This window comes from Streptosporangium heterodermiicola (genome assembly GCF_051390675.1).
Classification (GTDB): Bacteria; Actinomycetota; Actinomycetes; order Streptosporangiales; family Streptosporangiaceae; genus Streptosporangium.
This window is the reverse complement of the sequence record NZ_JBPJSR010000007.1, coordinates 123,670-145,201: the sequence shown is the minus strand read 5'-3', so window position 1 is coordinate 145,201 and position 21,532 is coordinate 123,670. Positions and strand designations below refer to the sequence as shown.

Annotated in this window: 18 protein-coding genes; 8 read left to right on the top strand and 10 right to left on the bottom strand. The window is 71.9% G+C overall.

The window, feature by feature from the left end; translation table 11 throughout:
- Nucleotides 1–8: 8 nt before the first annotated feature.
- Nucleotides 9–1,268: an MFS transporter gene (locus tag ACSC1Q_RS17365; protein ID WP_436759740.1), complete on the bottom strand. Its 1,260-nt coding sequence runs from the start codon at nt 1,266–1,268 to the stop codon at nt 9–11.
- 72 nt (nt 1,269–1,340) lie between these two features.
- On the opposite strand from ACSC1Q_RS17365, the gene ACSC1Q_RS17360 reads away from it, so the two are divergent.
- The gene (locus ACSC1Q_RS17360) at nt 1,341–2,192 is read left to right on the top strand and encodes a LysR family transcriptional regulator (RefSeq protein ID WP_436759739.1); all 852 of its coding nucleotides are present in this window, start codon (nt 1,341–1,343) and stop codon (nt 2,190–2,192) included.
- A 176-nt stretch (nt 2,193–2,368) separates the two neighbouring features.
- On the opposite strand, the gene ACSC1Q_RS17355 is transcribed toward ACSC1Q_RS17360, so the two are convergent.
- A complete protein-coding gene (locus ACSC1Q_RS17355) occupies nt 2,369–3,292 on the bottom strand; it encodes a LysR family transcriptional regulator (protein ID WP_436759738.1) in 924 nt (307 codons plus the stop codon).
- A 110-nt stretch (nt 3,293–3,402) separates the two neighbouring features.
- On the opposite strand from ACSC1Q_RS17355, the gene ACSC1Q_RS17350 reads away from it, so the two are divergent.
- Together ACSC1Q_RS17350 and ACSC1Q_RS17345 are read left to right on the top strand one after the other, a co-directional pair.
- Nucleotides 3,403–4,146, top strand: a complete 744-nt coding sequence (locus tag ACSC1Q_RS17350) for an alpha/beta hydrolase (RefSeq protein ID WP_436759737.1) — start codon at nt 3,403–3,405, stop codon at nt 4,144–4,146.
- Nucleotides 4,147–4,230: 84 nt separating this feature from the next.
- Nucleotides 4,231–5,025: a neutral zinc metallopeptidase gene (locus ACSC1Q_RS17345; protein WP_436759736.1), complete on the top strand. Its 795-nt coding sequence runs from the start codon at nt 4,231–4,233 to the stop codon at nt 5,023–5,025.
- Nucleotides 5,026–5,075: 50 nt separating this feature from the next.
- Here the strand turns inward: ACSC1Q_RS17345 and ACSC1Q_RS17340 are convergent, their stop codons facing one another.
- Nucleotides 5,076–6,029: a pirin family protein gene (locus ACSC1Q_RS17340; protein WP_436759735.1), complete on the bottom strand. Its 954-nt coding sequence runs from the start codon at nt 6,027–6,029 to the stop codon at nt 5,076–5,078.
- 185 nt (nt 6,030–6,214) lie between these two features.
- On the opposite strand from ACSC1Q_RS17340, the gene ACSC1Q_RS17335 reads away from it, so the two are divergent.
- From ACSC1Q_RS17335 to ACSC1Q_RS17325, 3 genes are all read left to right on the top strand, one after another.
- On the top strand, nt 6,215–7,837 hold the full coding sequence (locus ACSC1Q_RS17335) for a sensor histidine kinase (protein ID WP_436759734.1): 1,623 nt from the start codon (nt 6,215–6,217) through the stop codon (nt 7,835–7,837).
- Between the two features lie 136 nt (nt 7,838–7,973).
- The gene (locus tag ACSC1Q_RS17330) at nt 7,974–8,450 is read left to right on the top strand and encodes an Lrp/AsnC family transcriptional regulator (protein WP_436759733.1); all 477 of its coding nucleotides are present in this window, start codon (nt 7,974–7,976) and stop codon (nt 8,448–8,450) included.
- Between the two features lie 47 nt (nt 8,451–8,497).
- Nucleotides 8,498–9,433, top strand: coding sequence for a nucleoside hydrolase (locus tag ACSC1Q_RS17325; protein ID WP_436759732.1), 936 nt, complete (start codon nt 8,498–8,500; stop codon nt 9,431–9,433).
- A 43-nt stretch (nt 9,434–9,476) separates the two neighbouring features.
- Here the strand turns inward: ACSC1Q_RS17325 and ACSC1Q_RS17320 are convergent, their stop codons facing one another.
- Nucleotides 9,477–10,535 (bottom strand): SDR family oxidoreductase, encoded by a 1,059-nt coding sequence (locus tag ACSC1Q_RS17320; RefSeq protein ID WP_436759731.1) that lies wholly within the window; start codon nt 10,533–10,535, stop codon nt 9,477–9,479.
- A 221-nt stretch (nt 10,536–10,756) separates the two neighbouring features.
- On the opposite strand from ACSC1Q_RS17320, the gene ACSC1Q_RS17315 reads away from it, so the two are divergent.
- A complete protein-coding gene (locus ACSC1Q_RS17315; RefSeq protein ID WP_436759730.1) occupies nt 10,757–11,671 on the top strand; it encodes a LysR family transcriptional regulator in 915 nt (304 codons plus the stop codon).
- 162 nt (nt 11,672–11,833) lie between these two features.
- On the opposite strand, the gene ACSC1Q_RS17310 is transcribed toward ACSC1Q_RS17315, so the two are convergent.
- The 6 genes from ACSC1Q_RS17310 to ACSC1Q_RS17285 form a co-directional block, all read right to left on the bottom strand.
- Nucleotides 11,834–12,805, bottom strand: a complete 972-nt coding sequence (locus ACSC1Q_RS17310; protein ID WP_436759729.1) for an N-acetylglucosamine kinase — start codon at nt 12,803–12,805, stop codon at nt 11,834–11,836.
- Nucleotides 12,802–14,061, bottom strand: coding sequence for a 6-phospho-beta-glucosidase (locus ACSC1Q_RS17305; protein WP_436759728.1), 1,260 nt, complete (start codon nt 14,059–14,061; stop codon nt 12,802–12,804). The genes ACSC1Q_RS17310 and ACSC1Q_RS17305 overlap by 4 nt, the downstream gene beginning before the upstream one ends.
- Nucleotides 14,058–14,957: a carbohydrate ABC transporter permease gene (locus ACSC1Q_RS17300; RefSeq protein ID WP_436759727.1), complete on the bottom strand. Its 900-nt coding sequence runs from the start codon at nt 14,955–14,957 to the stop codon at nt 14,058–14,060. The genes ACSC1Q_RS17305 and ACSC1Q_RS17300 overlap by 4 nt, the downstream gene beginning before the upstream one ends.
- Nucleotides 14,954–15,895 (bottom strand): carbohydrate ABC transporter permease, encoded by a 942-nt coding sequence (locus ACSC1Q_RS17295; protein WP_436759726.1) that lies wholly within the window; start codon nt 15,893–15,895, stop codon nt 14,954–14,956. Before ACSC1Q_RS17295 ends, ACSC1Q_RS17300 begins: the two co-directional genes overlap by 4 nt.
- A 6-nt stretch (nt 15,896–15,901) precedes the next feature.
- Entirely contained in the window at nt 15,902–17,245 is a 1,344-nt protein-coding gene (locus ACSC1Q_RS17290; protein WP_436759725.1) for an ABC transporter substrate-binding protein, read from the bottom strand.
- A 76-nt stretch (nt 17,246–17,321) separates the two neighbouring features.
- Nucleotides 17,322–18,518 (bottom strand): ROK family protein, encoded by a 1,197-nt coding sequence (locus ACSC1Q_RS17285; protein WP_436759724.1) that lies wholly within the window; start codon nt 18,516–18,518, stop codon nt 17,322–17,324.
- Between the two features lie 171 nt (nt 18,519–18,689).
- Between ACSC1Q_RS17285 and ACSC1Q_RS17280 the strand changes: the two genes are divergently transcribed.
- Nucleotides 18,690–21,038, top strand: a complete 2,349-nt coding sequence (locus ACSC1Q_RS17280; RefSeq protein WP_436759723.1) for a HelD family protein — start codon at nt 18,690–18,692, stop codon at nt 21,036–21,038.
- Nucleotides 21,039–21,532 lie beyond the last annotated feature (494 nt).

Genomic DNA, 21,532 nt, shown 5'->3' with positions numbered 1-21,532 from the left:
TACCTGGGTCATGGGGTCGGCGCGACGGCGTCGCGGGGCTCGACCGCCCGCGACGAGGATGACGGAGCTGACGGGGACGACTGGGACGACGGGGGCGGCGCGGCGGCGGGTGACCGGCGCGAGAGCAGGTATCCCGCCAGCGCGGTGAGCAGGCCGGTCAGGCCGGCCGCCGCGAAGCCGCCCGCCGGCACGGACGCGTCGATCGCCACGCCCACGACCGGGGCGCCGAGCGCGAACCCCGCGCTCGCCGCCGAGGACTGCAGGCCGGTCGCCTCACCTCGCGCACCGGCCGGCGCCAGCCGGCTCACCGCGTCGGAGACCGTGGAAAGGGTCGGCGCGGTGAGCAGCCCGGCACCGATCACGGCCACGCACAGCCAGGGCCAGTCCTGGGCGAGCCCGGCCGGGATCGTCACCAGCCCGAGCAGGCCGAGCAGCGGCCAGGTGGGCATCGACCAGGGCAGCGCTCCGTACACCAGGCCGCCCACGACGGACGTCACCCCGAACACGGCGACGACCACGGCCGCCCACGAGACCTGACCGGCCTCCCGGAGGGTGGCGACGATGGCCAGGTCGACGCCGCTGAGCAGCATCGCGACGCCGAACCCCATCGTCAGGACGGCGACCATGCGCGCTCCCAGCCACTCCCGGCGCCGGCGCCGGGGCCGCCCCGCCGCCTCGCCGTCCGCCTCGTCCTCGGCCCGCATCGGCGGGTCGAGCAGGGCGATCCCCACCCCGCCGACGACGATCGCGGCGCCCACTCCCCAGGCCACCACGCCGGGGGACACCGTCGCCGCGCACAGGATCACCACCGACGGGCCCACGATGTACGACAGCTCGCCCACCACCGACTCCAGCGCGAACGCCGCCCGCCGCTGCCCCGCCGTCGTCATCGCGGCGATCGCCTGCCTGGTGACCGACTGGATCGGCACCATCAGCAGGCCGGCGGCGAAGGAGGCACCCAGCATGATCACGTACGGCAGCGCGGGCACGGCCAGCCAGAACACGAACTGCGGCACGATCGTGGCCAGCAGCACGGTACGAAGGCCCCGCCGGTCGATCATCCGGCCCAGCAGCGGCCCGCCCAGCGCGACACCGGCGGTGAGCGCCGCCACCACGGCCCCCGCCGCCGCGTAACTCATGTCGAGGGCGATGACGACGTACATCGTCAGCGCCATCGCGTCCGCCGTGATCGCGGCACGGGCGAGCAGCGAGACGCCCAGCAGGGGCGTCATCCCCGGCACCGCGAGTACCTGTCGAAGTCCGGTCACCGTTTTCACGGTAGGTCACCAAGAAGGCCATAGGAAGTCGCCGATTCGTTGGACCAGGCATAATGGATACTTATGGCACGTGATCTCGACACCGCGCTGCTGCGGTCGTTCGTCACCGCCGTGCGGGCGGGCAGCATCAGCCGTGCGGCGGTGGCGCTCGGCCGCACCCAGCCCGCGCTCAGCCAGCAGCTGCGCAAGCTCGAAAGGGCCGTCGGCGGCCCGCTGCTGCACCGGGCGCCGTCCGGAGTCTCGCCGACCCGGGCGGGCGAGGAACTGCTGCCCTACGCCGAGCGCATCCTCGCGCTGTCGGCACAGGCGCTCGCCGAGACGGGAGGCGCGCTCACCGGGCACTGCGGGGTGGGACTCCTGGAGGACCTCGCCGCCTCCCGCCTCTCCCAGGCGCTCGCAGACCTCGCGCGGCTGCACCCCGGCGCGACGCTGGAGGTGCTCAGTCTCTCCAACGCGGAGATGCGGGAGGCCTACGACGCGGGCCGTGTCCAGCTCGTGCTCGACGAGGTCCCGCACCTTCCCTGGCCGCCGCGCTGGACGGTGCGCCTGCCGCTGGTCTGGGCGGTCGGGCAGGGGGTCTCCACCGACGCCGATCCGCTGCCGGTGGTGCTGTTCTCGAACGCGTGCGCCTGGCGGACGTCGGTGCTGGAGGCGATGGAGGTGATGGAGGGCACGGGGCGCCGCTGGCGGGTGGCGTTCGAGAGCAACAGCCTCGCCGGGGTGCTCGCCGCGCTACGGGCCGGGCTCGGGGTCGCGGCACTCCTGCCCGCCAACCTGGAGCCGGCCATGGCCTGCCACGACGTGGCCGCTTTGCCCCCTCTGCCGGACGTCGAGCTCGGCCTCGCCCGCCACCACGGCACCGAGGGCGACGCGCTCGTCGACGCCGTGGAGACCGCCCTGCGGCGGATGATCTGAGGCGCGCACCCGCCCGTCCCGGGGTGCCGTCGACGAGCGCGCGCGTAAGGTGCCAGGCGGCGGACGTCTTTCACACCGGCCCACCAGGTCATGCACCCGCTCCGCCCCGGCCGCCGCGAGCGCATCACGCGCCGCGCACCGGCGTCCGGCACCACGCCGGCCGGACGGGAGGCCGCTCACGTGGTCGGACCCGGGTACTTCAGGGCCAGCTCGCCGGCCAGGCCGGACGCGACCTCGACGGCGATCTCGATCGCTCGCGCCGCAAGGGGGGAGTGGGTACGGCCGGACCGCCAGTGCAGGTAGACCTCGCGCGGGGGGATGGCCGGTCGCAGCTCGTGGACGCGGAGCCGGTCGTCGGACTCGGCACCGGCGGCGTGGACGGCGAGCCACGGCAGCACCGCCGACCCCATCCCGGCCCGCACCATCGACAGCAGCGTGTCGTTGCCCGCCGTGCGGAAGACGATCCTCGGGTTCGTGCCGGCGCGGGTGAACGCCTCCTCCATCCTGGGCTGGTCGCAGGTCGGCGGCCAGGCCACCAGCGGCGCGTCGTCGAGCAGGTCCAGCGGGACGGAACGCCCGGAGAAGGCGCCGCGCCCGGCCACCAGCAGGTACGGATCGTCGAGCAGCTTGACGTGCTCGACGTCGCCGTCGAGGCGGCCGTCGTAGAACAGCAGGTCGAGATCGCCGATCTGAGGGGCCTCCGGCTCCTCCTCGAACAGCCGGATGTCGCAGCCGGGGTGCTCGTCGCGCAGCCGGCGCACGACGACCGGCAGGATCACCGTGGACACGCTCTGGAGGGTGCCGATGTCGATCCGGCCGTCGCCCGCCCGGAACCGGTCCACGGCCCCGGCCAGGGCCGCGGCCTTCGCCAGCAGCTCGCGTCCGTGCTCCAGGACGACGGCGCCGAGCGGTGTGATCCGTACGGGTCTTGGCCCGCCCGGCCGATCGAACACCGGGCCGCCGACGGACCTCTCCAGCGCGGCGATCTGCTGGCTCACGGTCGACTGGGTGTAGCCGAGGCGGGCCGCCGCCCGGCCGAACGAGCCCTCCTCGACGACGGCGGCCATCGCGGCCAGGTGCCTCAGTTCGAGATCGATCACGGGTCCGAGCATACTCCCGGCCATCGCTTTCAGCGATCAAGTCAATCGGAAACAATCGCTTTTCGCGATGCCTCCCGGCTCCTAGCGTGGTCGGCATGAAGGAGAGTCCGATGAGCACATTCGTGTTGATCCACGGCGGAGGGGACACCGGATGGTCCTGGCACCTGGTGGAGGCCGGACTGCGAGCGCGCGGGCACGACGTGCTGGCTCCCGACCTTCCGGGCGACGACGAGTCGAAGACCCTGACGGACTACGCCGACGCCGTGGTCGAGGCCGTCGGTGACAGGCGGGACCTGGTCGTCGTGGGCCACTCGTTCGGCGCGTTCACCGCCCCGCTGGTCGCCGACCGGCTGCCCGTCGACATGCTGGTCCTCCTGGCCGGCATGATCCCGTCGCCGGGTGAGCCGCCGGACGAGTGGTGGGCCAACACCGGCTACCGGAGGGCGGTGGAGGAGCAGGCCGGGCGCGACGGCGGTCTGACCGGCAGCGCGGATCCGTTCGTGACCTTCTACCACGACGTGCCCAGGGAGCTGGCCGTGGAGGCGATGGGCAGGGAGCGCGCCCATCCCTCCAGGGCCGCGACGGCCGCTCCGTGGCCGCTGGACGCGTGGCCGGACGTGCCGACGAGGTTCGTGCTCTGCGGGGAGGACCGTTTCTTCCCGCCCGGCTTCTTCCGCCGGCTGGTGCCCGAGCGCCTGGGCATCGTCCCCGACGAGATCGCGGGCGGCCACTGCGTCGCGCTCAGCCGCCCCGAGGAGGTGGCGGACATGCTGGCGGGCCACACGGGCCACACGGGCCACACAGGCCACACAGGCCACACGGGCACCGCGTCCGCCATGAGGCCCGGGCGGTGAACGCGTCGATCTATCATGATCGTTGGGGAACCGTATACTTGGTGATCGTTAGTATCTCTCGTCCTTTCTGTACAGTTCTGCTTCATGCGTACCCCCCGTATCGCCCTGCTGGCCGGGGTGCTGGTCGGCCTGCTGCTCACCGGCACCGTGCACGCCGGCGCCACCACCGGCGCGCCGGTTCCCACCGGCACCAAGGCGTTGACCCACAATCCGCTGTACCGCAGCGGCAAACTGGCCGTGCCCTGCGACCGGCATCCCGATGACTCCGGCAGCGTCGCCGCCGCGAAAAAGCACCTGACGGCGATCCTGGGCTGCCTGAACGCCTCATGGTCCAAGCAGGTGAAGAAGACGGGCCTGGCGTTCGGGAAGCCGGCGATCCAGTTCATGACCAAGGCCGGCCGCGCGTGCGGGTCGGCGTGGGGCAGGTATCACACCGGCCGCTACTGCAGCAGCGAGCGGCGGATGGTGATCATGATCAAGGAGTATGCCGTCCAGGCGCCGGCCGACCCGGTGATGCTGCATCTGATGGCGCACGAGTACGCCCACCACGTGCAGAACCTCACCGGCATACTGCCCGCCTACAAGAACATGCCGGCTCCCACCAAGGCGCACGCGCTGGCCCAGAGCCGCCGCCTGGAGTTGCAGGCCGACTGCCTGGGAGCGGTGTTCATGGCCAGTGTCTGGTCCTCGCAGGACTACCGGGACGAGGACTGGAAGGAGGTCGTGGACCACTACCGGCTCAGCGGTGACGAGAGGGTCAACACCGAACGCAGTCACGGCACGGGCAAGAACCGGGTCGCCTGGCTGCAGCGGGGTTTCACCGGCGTGTCCCCGGCGGCGTGCAACACCTGGACCGCACCGGCCTCCCGCGTCGCCTGACGGACGCCTTCCCGCCGCCCGGTTGACCGGTCAAGGTCACCCCACGCTCGCTAGCGGCGGCGTCCGCGTGCCTTGAGAGGGGTGAGGGGCAGCTCGGGCGCGGGCAGCGGGGCGGCTCCGGTGCCGGGCACCGTGCCGAACGCCTCGCCCTCCATCCACTCCCGCCGGAACCCGGCGATCTCCTCGTGGCTCCGGCCGACGAAGTTCCACCACATCACGATCCGCTCCTCGAACGGCTCCCCGCCGAGGAGCAGCAGCCGCCCGGCCCCCTCGGAGCTCAGGGCCAGCTCCGAGCGCCCGCTGCCCAGGTAGAGCAGCGGCCCGGGGGAGAGATCCGTCTCTCCGGCCCGTACGGTGCCGGACAGGGCCAGGGCGGCGTACTCGAAGCCGGGACGCAGCGGGACGGAGGTCCCGGCGCCCGCCTCCAGCGTCACCTCGGCCCCGACCAGCGGGGTGTGGGCCGTCGCCGGGGAGGTGACACCGCCCAGCTCGCCCATGATGACCGTCACCGTCACTCCCGGGGAGGTCAGCGTGGGCAGCGCCGGGTGGTGCTCGAAGGCGGGGGCGGTGCCGCGGGCGGCGGAGGGGAGCGCCACCCACAGCTGGACCCCGTGCAGCACGGCCCCGGCGGGCGACTCCTCCGCGTGGGACACGGCCCGCCCGGCGGTCATCAGGTTGAGCTGGCCCGGCCGGATCGGCTGCTCGCTGCCGACGCTGTCGCGGTGCAGGATCTCGCCCTCCACGAGCCAGCTGACGGTCTGCAGGCCGGTGTGCGGGTGCGGGGGGACGTGCATCCTCGCCCGCTCGGGTCCGTAGTGGTCGACGAAGCACCACGCGCCGACCATCCGGACGTCCCGGTTCGGCAGGGTCCTGGTGACCCTCATCGCCCGGGGGCCGCCCAGCACCACGTCCCGGCCGGTCAGCAGCTCGTTCACCGGCTCCGCCGCCACGTCCGCGAGGCCGCCGCAGGCCGACTCGCGCGGATCCGTTTCCAGGTTGCTCATCCCGCGAATGTACGTCGCGATCCGCCCGTACCGGGCATCGGGTGGCATCGAGTGGCATCGGGTGGCATCGTCCCCCGGGAAGGGGATCACGTGCGTGGCCGGCGGCCGGTTCCGGTATCTTTCGTCCACCCCGCCAGTCATCCACGGACCCGGCAGGACGGACACCGCGTGAAGTGAGAGGCCGAATGACCACCGAGACACCTCCGGGCGGATCCCGCAAGAGCCGCTGGAGCGCGCAGACGTGGTTCAACGTCGTGTTGCTCGCCATGACCCTCCTGCTGGGGGTGTCGGCGATCGTCGGCGCCACGGTCCTGCAGAACGCGGCGTCCGCCTCCAACAGGCTGATCGACCACATCTCGGCGGGCAGGCTCCAGGCCGAGCGCCTGCAGGCGACCCTGCTGAACCAGGAGACCGGGGTGCGGGGCTTCATCATCACCGGCAAGGAGGAGTTCCTGCAGCCGTACGTGGACGGGCGGCGCGACGAGATCACCGTCTCGGCGCAGATCGAGCGGCTGGCACCGGGCACGGAACCCCTGCGGGCCCTCGAAGAGGTGGCGCGGCTGGCCGCCGACTGGCGGGCCCGCTACGCGGAGCCGATGATCGCCAGTGTCAGGGTCGAGGGCCCGGAGAGCGTGAGCACCGCGCAGGCCGAGGAGAGCAAGCGCTCCTTCGACGCCGTCAGGAAGGGACTCGACACCCAGAACGCCGCCTGGGCCCACGCGAGGGAGGTGGCCCGCGCCGACCTGGGGGCCGCCCGCACGGTGCGGGACGCCACCTTCTTCGGCATCCTGGCCGCCTTCCTGGTCACCATCGTCACGGTGGCCGTGCTGCTGAGGATCGCGGTGTTCGGCCCCCTGGCCCGGCTGCGCGAGGCCTCCCGCAGGGTCACCATGGGGGACTTCACGCACCACGTCGACACCGGCGGCCCCGCCGACCTCGCCGAGCTCGCCGACGACATGGAGGCGATGCGCCGGCGCATCGTCACCGAGCTGGAGGAGGCCCGAGGCTCCCGGCTGCGGATCGCCGCCCAGGCGGACGAGCTGAAGCGCTCCAACGCGGAGCTGGAGCAGTTCGCCTACGTGGCCTCGCACGACCTGCAGGAACCGCTGCGGAAGATCGCCTCGTTCTGCCAGATGCTCCAGCAGCGGTACGCCTCCCAGCTCGACGACCGGGCCAACACCTACATCGACTTCGCCGTGGACGGCGCCAAGCGCATGCAGGTGCTCATCAACGAGCTGCTCACCTTCTCCCGGGTGGGACGGATCAGCAGGGAACCCGTCGAGATGGACCTGAACGACGTGGTCGGCAGGGCCCTGGCCAACCTCTCGGCGGCGGTGGAGGAGTCCGGGGCCGAGATCGAGGTCGGCGACCTGCCCGCCGTCGTCGGGGACCGGACCCAGTTCGTGATGCTCTGGCAGAACCTGCTCGGCAACTCCCTCAAGTTCCGTGACCCAGGACGCGCGCCCCGGATCGGGATCGAGTCCGAGCGGCTCGACGGGGAGGTGCGGATGACCGTGACCGACAACGGCATCGGCATCTCGCCCAACTTCGCCGACAAGATCTTCATCATCTTCCAGCGGCTGCACCAGCGTGACGCCTACGAGGGCACCGGGATCGGCCTGGCGCTCTGCAGGAAGATCGTGGAGCAGCACGGCGGCACGATCCGGCTGGACACCGAGTACACCGAGGGGGCCCGTTTCGTCATCACGCTGCCCGCCGAGGTCGTCGTGCCGGAGCGGGAGGGCGAGGCGGAGGACGAGTCCGGGCGGGAGGGCTCCGCGGAGATCACGGCCGGGACCGTGCCGTGACGGGAGGGCTCCACGGAGATCGCGGCCGGGACCGTGCCGTGACCGGACGGGAGGACCTCACGGAGATCGCGGTTGGGACCGTGCCGTGACACGCGGACGGTACGCGCGGTATCCGAATACCGTTACCGTTTACCGGATGGAGGAGATCGACCGCCGTATCGTCACATTGCTGGCCAGGGATGGCCGGATGAGCTTCACCGATCTCGCCAGGGAGACCGGGCTCTCGGTGTCGGCGGTGCACCAGCGGGTGCGCCGGCTGGAGAAGCGCGGCGTGCTGCGGGGGTACGCCGCCCTGGTCGACTACGACGCCATCGGGCTCTCGCTCACCGCGTTCGTCTCCATCAAGCCGATCGACCCGGCCGCCGCCGACGACGCCCCCGAGCGGCTCGCCCACCTGAGCGCCGTCGAGGCCTGCCACAGCGTGGCCGGGGACGAGAGCTACATCCTCAAGGTCCGGGTGGCCTCGCCGCTCGCGCTGGAGGAGCTGCTGAACCAGATCCGCACCGCCGCCAACGTCTCCACCCGCACGACGGTCGTGCTCAGCACGCCGTACGAGCACCGCACCCCGGAGCCGCCGGGCGAGGACGGCGGAAGGCCCGAGGAGCGCGCCTGACCATTCCCGGCTTGCCGGGAATGTAGTGGTTGCTCCAAGCTGGACGGGTGTCTCCCAGAAAGATCATCATCGACTGCGACCCGGGGATCGACGACGCGCTGGCGCTCGTCCTCGCCCACGGGAGCCCCGAGCTGGAGATCCTGGGGATCACCACGGTCGGCGGCAACGTCGAGCTGGCCAGGACCACCGACAACGCGCTGCGGCTCCGCGAGTTCCTGGGGTTCGGCGGCGTGCCGGTCACCGCGGGCAGCGCGGGAGCCCTGCTGCGCCCCCGGGTGCACGCGGCCGGGGTGCACGGGGACTCGGGTCTCGGGGAGGCGGTGCTGCCCCCGGCGTCGCTCCCCCCGGCCGCCGGGCACGCGGCCGACTTCATCGTCGAGACGCTCCGGGCCGACCCGGGCGAGGTGACCCTGGTCGCGATCGGCCCGCTGACCAACGTGGCGCTCGCCGTGCTCAGGGAACCCGCGGTCGTCGGCTGGGCGCGGGGGCTCACGATCCTCGGCGGCTCCTACACGCGGGGCAACTTCTCTCCCGCGGCCGAGTTCAACATCGCCGCCGACCCGGAGGCCGCCGCGGTCGTCTTCGGCGCGGGCTGGACGGTGACCATGATCGGTCTCGACGTGAGCCGTGGCGCCGTGACCACGCGGGCGGTGGCGGAGCGCATGGCGGAGATGGGCAGGCTCGGCGCCGACCTGCTCCTGCCGTGCGTGCGGTTCTACGGCATGATCACCGCCGAGGGCGGGCCCGCGATCCACGACGCCTGCGCGATCGCCCACCTGATCGACCCGTCGCTGATCACCCTCGAACCGGCCGTCGTGGACGTCGAGACGGCGGGCCGCTTCACCGCCGGGATGACCGTGACCGACTTCGCCCTCCGGGGCCGCGCCCCCAACGCCCTGGTCGGCACCTCCCTCGACGTGGGCCGCTTCTGGGACCTCCTGCTCACCGTCTACGCCCGGGTCGCGGAGTCGATCGAGCCCTGAGGCCGGCCCGGCCTCCTGCCGAGCCCTGAGGCCGCCCGGCCCTCTAGGGGATGATCCTGCGGCGGCGAAGGTCGCCGAGGATGTCCAGGAACATCGCCTCGGTGTCGACGTACTCGTGGAAGCCGAAGCGCCGGGCCTTGGAACCGTCGGCGAAGAAGTCGTAGTCCCAGGAGAACACGGCGTCGCCGAAGGCCCAGGAGGACACGTCCTCGTACGGGTGCGGCTCCAGCCCGTACCTCTCGGTCATGGAGTCCCAGAGCGGTCCCTTGTCGGCCATGACGACGTCGAGCGACATCGGCAGGGGAGGGGCCACCTCCAGGTCGAAGAACCCGGCGATCCTCGGCCACATGTCGTTCCAGCGGAAGAGGTCGCCGTTGTTGACGTTGAACGCCTGGTCGGCGCAGCGCTCGTCGGTCGCCGCCCAGACGGTCGCCCTGGCCAGCAGCCCCGCGTCGGTCATCTCCAGCAGCGTGTCGTAGGCCCCCGGCCTGCCGGGGAAGCGCAGCGGCAGGCCCAGCTCCTTCGAGATCGCGCCGTACACCGCGATCACCATGGCGAGGTTCATCGGGTTGCCGAGGGCGAAGCCGCAGACCACGGACGGGCGGATCGCCGTCCACGTCCACCCCGCCCCCTCGCGGCGCTCCTCCAGGAAGTCCTGCTGGGCGACGTTGAACTCCGGCGGCATGTGGTGCGGGTCGCTCTCGCGGGCCGGGGTCTTGAAGGGGCCCAGGTGCGCGCCGTAGACCTTGTACCCCTGCATGAGGCTGACGTGCCGCAGGCCCGGCGCCACCGGCTCGACCGCGTCGACGACGTTGACGAGCATGGCGAGGTTGGGCGGGACGAGCTCTGCCCAGGTCGGCCGGTCCTGGTAGGCGGCGTAGAAGACGTGGGTCACGTCGGTGAGCTCGCCGAGCTTCTTGGCGCAGTCGTCCCGGTCGAGCAGGTCGACCCGCACGTGGCGGACCCGGCCCGCGCTCTCCCCGCCGCGGCGCGACAGGCCGATCACGTCCCAGTCGCCGAGCGCCGTGAGGTGGTCGACCAGGTTGCGGCCGATCACCCCCTGGGCGCCGACGACGAGGGCGACCTTGGGGTGAGTGCTCATCGTTCTTCTCCCGGTCGGTGCGGATGGGCCGGCGCGTGGTCACGCTCCCGTGCCGGGGAACGCCGGTGCCGTGCGGTCCGATTCTGCGCCGCTCCCCTTCCATGAGTCCAAGGCTTGTTACTTGTCGCCGCCATAAGCATCGTTCATGGCAGGCGTCGCGCCCGGCGCGCGCTCCCCATAATCCCAAGTCATGACTTATGGGACTCTGATAATTTTTATGCATGCTGAGCCTGCGACAGCTCGAATACCTGGTGACCATCGTCGACCAGGGCTCCTTCACGCGGGCCGCCGAGATCCTCCACGTCACGCAACCGGCGCTGTCGCACCAGATCCGGGCGCTGGAGCGGTCGGCCGGCGCCTCCCTGCTCGAACGGCTGCCCAGGGCCGTCCACCTCACGGCGGCCGGGCGCGCGATGCTGCCGCACGCGCGGGCCGCCCTGGCCGACGCGGACCGCGCCCTGTCGGCCGTACGCCGGACGGCCGGGCTGGCCGGGGGAGAGCTGCGGCTGGCGACGGTCTACTCGGTCGGCCTGGGCGTGCTGCCCGCCGCGCTGCGCGCCTGGAGCGGTCTCCATCCCGGGGTCGACGTCAGGCTCTTCGAGCACCGCCACGCCGACGAGCTGGCGGAGGCGATGGCGAGCGGGCAGGCCGACCTCGCCGTCGGTCCCCGGCCCGCGTCCTGGGCGGGGCCGGTGCGCACGCTCGGCACCGAGGAGTTCGTCGTGGCCGTCTCCTCCGGCGATCCCCTCGCGTCCGGCGGGGCGTCCTCGGTGGACCTGGGCGACCTGCGCGACCGCCGCTGGGTCCACTACGCCCCCGGCAACGGCCTGGCCGACATCCTGGACCGCGCCTGCGCGGAGGCCGGGTTCCAGCCCAGGATCGCGGTCCGTACCGAGCAGACGGCGTCGGCCCCGACCCTCGCGGCCGCCGGCCTCGGGCCCGCGCTCGTCCCCGCCAACATCGTGCCCGCGGGATACGAGGGCCGCGTCCTGCGGCCGAGGCCCGCCGTGACCCGCGTCCTCACCGCCTACGCGCGCACCGGGTTCGACGCCCTCGGCGGGGCCTTCCTCGCCCTGCTCGCCGAGAGTACGGCGGCCACGTTACCTCCCCCGCCGGACGCCCATCCGGCTTCCTGAGCGTCCGTGCTCCCCGCGCGCCGCGTCCGTGCTTCTCGCGTGCTTCTCGCGTGCTTCCCTCGTGCTCCCCGCACGCTCTCCGCACGCCGCGGCCCGCGCCGTGAGGCGCGGGCCGTGTGCGGTGCGAGGTCACCCCGTCATGTCACGATATTTCAAGAAAAATCAGGTCAGGGCGTGGAAGTGGGACAGGAGCCGGGCCCTGGCCTCCTCGGTGGCGCCGAGGGCCTCCAGGCCCAGGAGGGCGGCGCCCATGATGGGCGCGACGTCGGCGACGATCAGCTTGGCCTGCGGTGCGCTCTCGGCGAAGCCCCGTTCCAGCAGCTCGCTCATGAGCGGGTCGCGGGCGGTGAGCACGCCGCCGCCCAGGACCACCTCCATCGGGACGGAGAGCAGGTCCAGGCGGCGCATCGCGACCACCGCGAGCACGACGACCTCCTCGGCCATCCGCGCCACCAGCGAGCGGGCCACCCCGTCGCCCTGGGCCGCGACCGCCATCAGCGCCGGCACCAGCTCGTTCAGCCTGTTGTAGGACAGCTCGCCGAAGTGGATGGCGAGGGCCACCTCCTCGACCGTACGGGTGCCGAAGTGCTCGCGGACCGCGGCGACCAGCGCGCTGACCGGCCCCCGGCCGTCCTCGGCGCGCACCGCGTGCCAGAGCGTCTCCTCGCCGAGCCCGAGGCCGCCGCCCCAGTCGCCGGTGAGCCGTCCCAGCGCCGGGTACCTCGCCACCTCGCCCGTGGGGGAGACCGCCACCGCGTTGATCCCCGCGCCGCACACCACGGCGACCCCCGCGGGCCCGGAGGCCCCGGCGCGCAGCAGCGCGAAGGTGTCGTTGCCGACGGCCGCCGTCCTGCCGTACCCCCGGGAGAGGATCTCCGCGCGGAGCGCCTCCTCCTCCACCGGCAGGTCCGCGCCCGCCACGTAGGCGGCCACGTGGTCGGCGTACGGCGTGGCCGCGCCGGGGCCGAGCGCGGAGCGCGCGGTGTCGCCGATCACGTCGATCGCGACGCCCACCCCCGTGGTCTGGGGCTGGAAGGCGCCGCCGCGCCCGGTGGCGAGGACCGAGCCGTCCTCGGCCACCAGCGCGATGTCGGTCTTGCTGTTTCCGCCGTCGACCGCCAGGACCGTCCTCACGCGGTCGCCCAGGACAGGTGCCCGCGGTTGGCCTCGATCAGGCGCCTGGCCAGGTCGCCGGAGAGCGAGGCCTGGCCGATCAGCGGGTGCGCGAGCAGCGCGTCGGCGACGCGGTCCTCGCCGCCGCGCAGCGCGGCCTCGATCGCGAGCGTCTCGTACGCGGTGACGTGGGCGATGAGCCCGGCGAAGAGCGGCTCCACCGGCTCCACGGGCAGCGCGGCCGCGCCCGTGGAGGTGATCGTGGCCGGGACCTCGATCACCGCCTCGTCGGGCAGGAACGGCAGCGTACCGTCGTTGCGCAGGTTCACCACCTGGGTGTCGCCGCGGTCGCCGACCAGTGAGGCGATCAGCGCGACCGCGGCCTCGGAGTAGAAGGCCCCGCCGCGCTTCTCCAGGAGTTCGGGCTTGGTGTCCACCGAGGGGTCGGCGTACAGCTCCAGCAGGGACCTTTCCATCGCCGCGACCTCGGCCGCGCGCGACGGCTTGGTCCGCTGCTCCTCCACCACCAGGTCGTGCTCGTAGAAGTAGCGCAGGTAGTAGGAGGGCACCACGCCCAGGTGGCGGATGAGCGCGGCGGGCAGGCCGACGTCCTGGCCGATCTCCTCGGCGTGGCTCTCCAGCAGCTTCGGCAGCACGTCCACCCCGTCCAGGTGGACGGCCCGCTCCCAGGTGAGGTGGTTCAGGCCGACGTGGCCCAGCGAGATCCGCTCGGGGGCGACGCCCAGGTTCGCGGCGAAGCGGCGCTGGAAGCCGATGGCCACGTTGCACAGGCCGATGGCCCGGTGCCCGGCCTCCAGGAGCGCCCTGGTGACGATGCCGACCGGGTTGGTGAAGTCGACGATCCAGGCGTCCGGCGCGAGCCTCCTGACCTTCTCCGCGATGTCGAGCACCACCGGCACCGTGCGCAGCGCCTTGGCCAGCCCGCCCGCGCCGGTCGTCTCCTGGCCGACGCAGCCGCACTCCAGCGGCAGCGTCTCGTCCACGTTCCGCGCCGCCTGGCCGCCGACGCGCAGCTGCAGCAGGACGGCGCGCGCCCCGGCGACGCCCTCCTCGACCGAGGTGGTCGCGACGACCGTGGCCGGGTGCCCGGCGCGCGCCAGCATCCGGCGCGCCATCCCCGCCACCAGCTCCAGCCGGTGGACGTCCGGGTCGACCAGCGCGATCTCGGTCAGCGGCAGCTCGTCGCGCAGCCGCGCGAACCCGTCGATCAGCTCCGGCGTGTACGTCGAGCCGCCCCCGACAACGGCGAGTTTCACCCTTTTACTCCTGTCAGCGTGACGCCCTCGATGAAAACCCTCTGGGCGAAGAAGAACACGATGATCACCGGGGCCATGACGAGCAGCGTCGCCGCCATGGTGAGGTTCCACTGCACGCTGTGCAGTGCCCGGAAGGACGCCAGCCCGAGGGATAGCGTCCAGTTCGCCTCGTTTGTCTGGGCGTAGAGCAGCGGACCATAGTAATCGTTCCAGCAGTAGAAGAACTGGAACAGACCCACCGCGGCTATCGCCGGACGCGCCATCGGCAGGATCACCCTGACGAGCGTCCGGAAGTCCGAGCAGCCGTCCACCTTGGCGGCCTCGGTGTACTCCCTGGGAATGGTGACCAGGAACTGCCGCAGCAGGAAGATGGAGAAGGCGTCGCCGAACAGCATCGGCAGGATCAGCGGCCACAGCGTGCCGGTGAGGTCCAGGCGCGCCCAGATGAGATAGACCGGCACCGCGACGACCTGGGGCGGCAGCATCATCATCGTGATGACCGCGAGGAAGGCCGGCTTGCGTCCCCGGAAGCGGAAGCGGGCCATCGCGTACGCCACCGGGACCGACGACAGCAGCATGAACGCGGTGCCGAGCCCGGCGTACAGGAACGTGTTGCCCACCCAGGCCAGCAGGTGTGACTTGGCGAACACGTCGGCGAAGTTGGACCAGTTCCAGGTGCGGGGCCACAGGTCGCCGGTGAGCGCCTGGTCGTTGGTCATGACGGCCGTCAGCGCCACGAACACCAGCGGGCCGACGAACATCAGCGACAGCGCGATGGCGAGGGCGTGGGTGGCGATCCAGTACAGGAGCGCCCGGCCGCGCGGGCCGCGGGAGGCAGCCTTCGCGGGTCGTGCGGCCGCCGTGGCCGGGGCGGCCGGGGTGGTGAGGGTGGTCACCGGTCCCCTCCTTCGTCGAACGCGCGGAACCTGCGGAGCAGGATGAGGGTGCAGACCGTGGAGAACGCGAACAGCAGCAGGGCCAGCACGCAGGCGTACCCCATGCTGAAGTCGCGGAAGCCGACGTGGAACAGCCACTGGGCCAGCGTCAGCGTCGACAGCTCGGGATAGCCGGGCACGAAGGCGGTGCCGGGGGAGTCGGTGACCCCCGCCGCGACCCGGGAGGCGATCATCGCCTGGGTGAAGTACTGCAGGGCGTAGATGACGCCGGTGACCGTCGAGAACATCAGCACCGGCGAGATCGTCGGCAGCGTGATGCTCCTGAACTGCCGCCACGCGCCCGCCCCGTCGATGGCCGCGGCCTCGTACAGGTGCTTGGGCACGTCCAGCAGGGCCGCGAGGAAGATCATCATGGTGTTGCCGATGCCCCACATGGCCAGCATGGTCAGGCCCGGCTTGGACCAGTCCTTGTCGCCGAACCAGTCGGGCGCGGCGATACCGAAGAACTCGATGAACTGGTTGAGCGGTCCCGAGGGGTTCAGCAGGAACACGAAGGAGACCGTTCCGGCCACCACCGGGATCAGCGACGGCAGGTAGAACACCGTGCGGAAGAAGCCGACGCCCGACTTGAGCCGGGTGAGCAGCCACGCCACGCCCAGCCCGAAGAGCACCTGCGCGGGGACCATGAGGACCACCAGCCACAGCGTGTTCCCGATGGAGACCCAGGCCCGGTCGTCCACCAGGAAGTAGCGGTAGTTGTCCAGGCCGACGAACTCCAGCGTGAACAGGTCGTAGCGGTAGAAGGAGAAGTAGACCGTCGCCGCGAGGGGGTAGGCGAAGAAGACCGCGAACCCCACCAGCCAGGGCGACATCCAGAGGAGGGCCTTGAGGCCCTCGCCGCGCCGCCACCGGGGCGGCGCGGCGTGGACGGTGCTCATCGAGGATCAGCCCCCGGAGAGCTTCAGCTTGTCGTCGAAGCGCTTGTCGACCGCGGCGAGCCCGGCGTCGAGGTCGGTGACGGAGCCCTTCTCCCACCTGACCATGAACTCCTGCAGCGAGTCCTGGTTGAAGGTGCTGTTGACGCTCGCCGGGATCGTGCTCGTCCTCGGGTGGGCGAAGATGTCGAGGAAGGTCTGGAAGTTCGCGTCCTTGTCCAGGTCGGGCGACTCCAGCGACGCCTTGGTGGTCGGCACGTTGCGCAGCGCGTTGGAGAGCGTGACCAGCGCGGAGGTGTCGGTGGTCAGATACTTGACCAGCTCCCAGGCGGCCTGCGGGTTCTTGGCGCCCTTGGGCACGCCGATCACGGTGCCCGCGGTGAAGCCGCCGCCGTACAGGTCGGGCTTGGCGTCGGAGACCGGGAGCGGCGCGGTGCCGTAGTCGATGTCCTTGGCCTCGTTGGCGAGCATGGCGTTGCGCCACTCGCCGTCCAGGACCATGGCGATCTTGCCCTTGTAGAACGGGTGGTCGGCCGACCACTCCTGGCCCAGGCTCTTACGGAACTTCTCCAGCTTGTCGTACCCGTACCAGTCGACGAGCTCCTTCTGCCAGCGCAGCAGCTCCTTCCACCCCGGGTCGGAGCCGACCGCCGAGGTGCCGTCCGGCTTGTACCAGGTCGCGCCGACCATCGGGGCCAGGTGCGAGGCGGTGTTCTCGTAGTACTGGAAGCTCGGCATGAACCCGGCGACCTTGATGGTCCCGTCGGCGTCGCGGACGGTGAGCTTCTTGGTCAGCGCGGTCAGCTCCGAGAGCGTCTTGGGCGGCTGCTCGCCCTTCATCAGGGCCTTGTTGTAGTAGAGCCCGTACGCGTCGGCGAGCAGCGGCATCACGCACCGTTTGCCCTCGTACTCGGTGTAGGAACGCGAGACCTCAGGCAGCACGGACAGGTCGATGCCGTCCTGCTTGATCACCTGGGTGAGGTCCTGGAACGTTCCGCTGCGGCACCACTGGGCCACGTTGTCGGTGGTGAACGAGGAGGCGACGTCCGGCGCCTTGCCGCCGCGCACCGCCTGGGTGATCTGGTCGTCCTGCACGCCCTTGACCAGCTTGACGGTGATCTGGGGGAACTTCGTGCGGAAGCCCGCGATGGCGTCCTCGAACGCCTTCACCTCGGCGGGCGCGGAGAACCCGTGCCACAGTTCGATGGTGGAGGCCGGCAGCGCGGCGGAGGCGGAGCCCGAGGGCTTGGGCCGGGAGCCCAGCGCGGGCGCGCTCCCGGTGCCCGCGGTACAGGCGGTCAGGGTGGCGGCCGTCAGGGTGGCCAGGGCGAAGGTGAGAAAGCGTCGGTGCACGACGGCTGCCTCCTGGGGACGGTGGATCTGGCGGGATTCCGGGCGGGGGTCCTGCGGTTCGGGTGGGCGGCGGGGATCAGGAGGGGACGGTGGAGCTGAAGACCTCGTCGCGGGCGGTCGCGAGGGCGAGGTCGAGGGCGCCGGTGAGGACGGGATTGCCCTCGACGGTTGACAGCAGCAGCGGCGGCCGGGGGATGGTGAGCGCGTGCAGCTCGTGCTCGACGAGCTCGCGCAGGGTGTCGCCGCCGGCGAGGAGGGTGCCGCCGGTCAGCACGATGATCTCGGGGTCGACGACGGAGGTGATCGCGGCCAGCCCGACGGCGAGCCGGGAGGCGATGTCGCGCAGCCCGGCGCGGGCGTCGTCGGCGCGCCTGCCGGTGGACGCCGAGGACCGCACGGCGTTCAGCACCGCCTGCGCGGGAGCGGTGCCGCGCACGCCGTACGACCGCAGGATCTTGAGCACCGCCGGGCCGCCGGTGAGGGCCTGGTAGCCGTGGTTGGCGTAGCGGCCGGTGTCCCTGGCGGTCGGCGCGCCGGGGGTGGGCATGTAGCCGACCTCTCCCGCGCCGCCGGTCGCGCCCCGGTGCAGCCGCCCGCCGAGGACCAGCGCGGCGCCGAGGCCCTCGTCGGCCCAGAGCAGCACGAAGTCGCGGTGGCCGCGGCCCACGCCGTGCGCCTGCTCGGCCTGGGCGACGAGGTTGACGTTGTTCTCCACGGCGACCGGCACGCCCAGCCCGTCGGCGAGGGTGCGGACCAGGTCGGGGATGTGCCAGCCGGGCATGTCCTTGCTGGTGGCGTACGCCATCTTGCCGGTGCCCGGGTCTATCGTGCCCTGCACGCCGATGACCACGCGCCGCAGCGCCGCGGGGGCGCCCGCGCCCTCCAGCGCGGCCCGCACCCGCTCCAGCGCGTCGCCGCCGGAGCGGCCGGGGCTGGGCAGGTGGTGCTCGCCGACCACGGTGCCGGTGATGTCGGCGACCCTGACGTCGATGCCCGCGCGGGTGACGTCGAGCGCGGCGACGTGCGCGGCGGCCGGGTTGAGCCGGTAGACCTCGGCGGTGCGGCCGGGCAGGCCCTCGCGGATGCCGTCGAGCACGACCAGGCCCGCCTCCTGCAGGCGGATGAGAAGCTGGGAGGCGGTGGGTTTGGACAGGCCGGTGAGGGCGCCGATCTCGGGGCGGGTCAGCGGGCCGCGCTCCAGCAGCGCCTGCAGGGCGGCGCGGTCGTTGATCGCGCGCAGCAGGCTGGGGGTGCCGGGCGTCGGCTGGGCCACTGGTCCTCCGTGTGCGTCTTGCATCCACCGATGAAGCAAAGTTAGGAAACTTTCCTAACTTCGAGTGAATGTAAGGAACCCGGCGGATTCTCGTCAAGCAGGCAGGGAACGCCGCAATCAAGCTGTGATGACGGAGGGGCGGGTAAACTTCTCGACGGACCTGCTAGGGTGATGGTTTGTCATAACAACCAGCGCAATGGCCCGGAGTATCCCATTACTAGCAACGATAATGGAGCGACGGCAACCCGTCAAATCGAGCTGACCCGGGAGCAGGAGTACGTTTCCTGCCTTTATGCCCGGCTCGATCTGCTGCGCGAGCGCACCCAGCGTCAGCTGGACGGCGTCCTCGCGCAGGGCGGGAGTGGCGGCACGCACCAGAACCGCTCCGAGCGCGACAGCTTCGCCGGGATGTACGCCGAACGCCTGGGCCGCCTGTGGGCGGTCGAGAACGGCCTGTGCTTCGGCCGGCTCGACAACGCCGACGACACCTCGCTCTACATAGGCCGCATCGGCCTGGCCGACGACGACCAGCGCCGGATGCTGATCGACTGGCGGGCGCCGGTGGCGCAGCCCTTCTACGGCGCCACCCCGGCCGCCTCGATGGGCGTCACCCGCCGCCGCCACCTGCAGACCAAGGGCCGCACGGTGATCGGGATCGACGACGATCTCCTGGACCTCGACAGCCTCACCGAGGAGGACGTGGCCACCCTCAACGGGGAGGCCGCGCTGCTGGCCTCCCTGGGGGCGAGGCGCACCGGCCGGATGCGCGACATCGTCGCCACCATCCAGTCCGAGCAGGACCGCATCATCCGCTCCGACCTCAACGGGGTGCTGGTCGTGCAGGGCGGCCCCGGCACCGGCAAGACCGTGGTCGCGCTGCACCGCGCCGCGTACCTCCTCTACACCCACCGGGAGAAACTGGCCCGCAGGGGCGTGCTCATCCTCGGGCCGAACCTCACCTTCCTGCGCTACATCGAGCAGGTGCTGCCCTCCCTGGGCGAGACCGACGTGCTGCTGTCGACCGTCTCCGAGCTGTACCCGGGGGTCGTCCCCGGCCGGAGGGAGCGTCCCGAGGTCGCCGGGATCAAGGGCGACGCCCGGATGGCCCAGGTCGTCGCGCGGGCCGTGCGCGAGCGGCAGCGGGTGCCGCGCAAGCCGATCGACATCAAGCTCGACCGCTACACCCTCCGGCTGGAGGGCAACGTCCTGGAGGCCGCCCGCAACCGGGCCGCCCGCTCCAAGAGGGCGCACAACGAGGCCCGCGCGGTCTTCGTCCGCCACCTGCTCAACGCGCTCGCCCGGCAGGCCGCCAGGCAGCTCGGCAAGGGGATGATCGACGACGACGAGCTCGCCGACATCCGCGAGGACCTCCGCACCGAGCGGCCCGTCAAGGCGGCCCTGAACCGGCTGTGGCCCTACGTCACCCCGCAGCAGCTCCTGATCGGGTTGTTCACCTCCCGCGAGCGCCTCGACCACGCCGCCGCCGAGTTCGGCGAGGCCGAGCGCGAGCTGATGCTGCGCGAGCCGCCCCGCAAGGGCGAGAACTGGTGGGCCGAGTCCGACGTGCCGCTCCTGGACGAGGCCGCCGAGCTGCTCGGCGACATCGACCCCGCGGTGCTGCGGGCCGGGGCCTGGATGGCCGAGGAGGAGCAGGCGGCCCAGCGCGCCGCCGCGCTCGACGAGCGGCAGCACCAGCTCGCCTACGCCAAGGAGGTCCTGGAGCTCACCGGCCTGTCCGACATCATGGACGCCGAGAGGTTCGCCGCCCGCCACCTCGGCGACGACGTCTTCCTCACCACCGCCGAGCGCGCGGCGGCCGACCGCACCTGGGCCTTCGGCCACGTCATCGTCGACGAGGCGCAGGAGCTGTCGCCGATGGACTGGCGGATGCTGATGCGCCGCTGCCCGACGCGGTCGATGACGATCGTCGGCGACCTGGCCCAGACCGGCTCGTCGGCCGGGGCGCGCTCCTGGGGCCGCGTCCTCGACCCGTACGTGTCGGGGCGCTGGCGCGAGGAGACCCTCAGCGTCAACTACCGCACCCCGGCCGAGCTGATGGTCGTGGCCGCCGACGTGCTCACCCTGGTCGACCCGGCGCTGACCGCCCCGACCTCGGTCAGGGAGACGGGGGCGCGCCCGTGGGCGGCCGCGCCGACGGCCTCCCTCGGCGAGATCGTCAAGGCCGAGGTCGTCGAGGGCGGGCGGCTCGTCGTGATCGTCCCCGAGTCGCGCGCCGGGGAGTTCGGGGAGATCGTGGTCGGCTCCGTCGAGGGCGCGGTGGCCGGTCCCGGATCGGCCGCCCTGGACGCGCAGGTGGCGGTGCTCACCGTCGCGGAGGCCAAGGGGCTGGAGTTCGACGCGGTCGTCGTGGTCGAACCGGAGCTGATCCTGGGCGAGTCCCCGCGCGGCGCGAGCGACCTTTACGTGGCGTTGACCCGCGCCACCCAGCGGCTTGGCGTCGTGCACGACGGTCCGCTTCCCGACGCGCTCGCTCGACTTGAGGGACATCGGATCACATGAGACCATTGACGGCTCTCGTCGATCATGTCCCAGCTGCGAAAACTTGGTGTTTCCGCAGTTGGTGACACGGTTGACATCTGCGCTGGGCTCGGTAGTTTGCTGCCCAGTCCAGCACGGGACTGGCCGGTCGGCCGCCTTTCGACATAGCCGTCTCCTGCGCCCGTGACGGGGGATGACCCCGTCCGTACAGCCAGGCGCAGGGCCGGCAGTCCGTCGAGGCGGGGCACTCCTTCCGGGCGGGGGGTTGGACCCAGGAGGGGTCCGGGCACCCAGTAGACAACGGCAATCCGCGCTCGCCGCCGACGGGACGGAACCGGTCCGAAGGGTCGCCCGGGCCCTCTTCCCGCTCCCGTGCGAGCGCCGCAAGCGTCGGGGCGGCCCGGGTGTCCTTCGACACCCGGGCCGCCCCGTTGCCGTTTATGGTGGTTTTTGTCGGATTTCAAATGTTTTAGTGTTGCTTCTGGTTAATGTGGTGTGGAGCTTTTGGGGGCGTG

Excerpts from the sequence above, each read along its gene's own strand:
- ACSC1Q_RS17295 (WP_436759726.1), bottom strand. The coding sequence starts at position 15,895 with ATGAGCACCGTCCACGCCGCGCCGCCCCGGTGGCGGCGCGGCGAGGGC.
- ACSC1Q_RS17335 (WP_436759734.1), top strand. The coding sequence starts at position 6,215 with ATGACCACCGAGACACCTCCGGGCGGATCCCGCAAGAGCCGCTGGAGC.
- ACSC1Q_RS17360 (WP_436759739.1), top strand. The coding sequence starts at position 1,341 with ATGGCACGTGATCTCGACACCGCGCTGCTGCGGTCGTTCGTCACCGCC.
- ACSC1Q_RS17350 (WP_436759737.1), top strand. The coding sequence starts at position 3,403 with ATGAGCACATTCGTGTTGATCCACGGCGGAGGGGACACCGGATGGTCC.
- ACSC1Q_RS17345 (WP_436759736.1), top strand. The coding sequence starts at position 4,231 with ATGCGTACCCCCCGTATCGCCCTGCTGGCCGGGGTGCTGGTCGGCCTG.
- ACSC1Q_RS17330 (WP_436759733.1), top strand. The coding sequence starts at position 7,974 with ATGGAGGAGATCGACCGCCGTATCGTCACATTGCTGGCCAGGGATGGC.
- ACSC1Q_RS17340 (WP_436759735.1), bottom strand. The coding sequence starts at position 6,029 with ATGAGCAACCTGGAAACGGATCCGCGCGAGTCGGCCTGCGGCGGCCTC.
- ACSC1Q_RS17280 (WP_436759723.1), top strand. The coding sequence starts at position 18,690 with ATGGTTTGTCATAACAACCAGCGCAATGGCCCGGAGTATCCCATTACT.
- ACSC1Q_RS17320 (WP_436759731.1), bottom strand. The coding sequence starts at position 10,535 with ATGAGCACTCACCCCAAGGTCGCCCTCGTCGTCGGCGCCCAGGGGGTG.
- ACSC1Q_RS17315 (WP_436759730.1), top strand. The coding sequence starts at position 10,757 with ATGCTGAGCCTGCGACAGCTCGAATACCTGGTGACCATCGTCGACCAG.